This window comes from Calidithermus chliarophilus DSM 9957 (assembly GCF_000430045.1).
GTDB classification, from domain to species: Bacteria; Deinococcota; Deinococci; order Deinococcales; family Thermaceae; genus Calidithermus; species Calidithermus chliarophilus.
The window spans coordinates 237,726-238,087 of record NZ_KE387025.1; positions in this window are offsets into that span (position 1 = coordinate 237,726).

The window sequence follows — 362 nt, forward strand, 5'->3', positions numbered from 1 at the left end:
GTCGCAAAACGTCACTCCTCTGCCATTCGCGACGGTTATCGCGTTTCTCGCGGGTCGATCCGTGCCCCGATTTCGCATGAGTGGCAGGCGCCTGCCAGGGTCGTTTTCGGGAGGAATTACGAGGACCGGGGGCGGGCGTGCGACCGGTCGGGGGGTCGGCGGTGAAGGGGGCGTGAGCCCCCCGGTGCTCCCGGCCGGGCTGCTTTCCATGTGAAACAGTGGGCCCCTCCCCGCGCCCGCCGCGAGGCCCGTCCGGGCTGGGGCGTGGGCCTGGGTTGGCCCTTCCTCCCCCGCCGCCCTTACCGGGCTTCCGGCTCGCGCTCGCTCGAGACCTACCCCCGGCTGCCGCCCTCGGATACCCC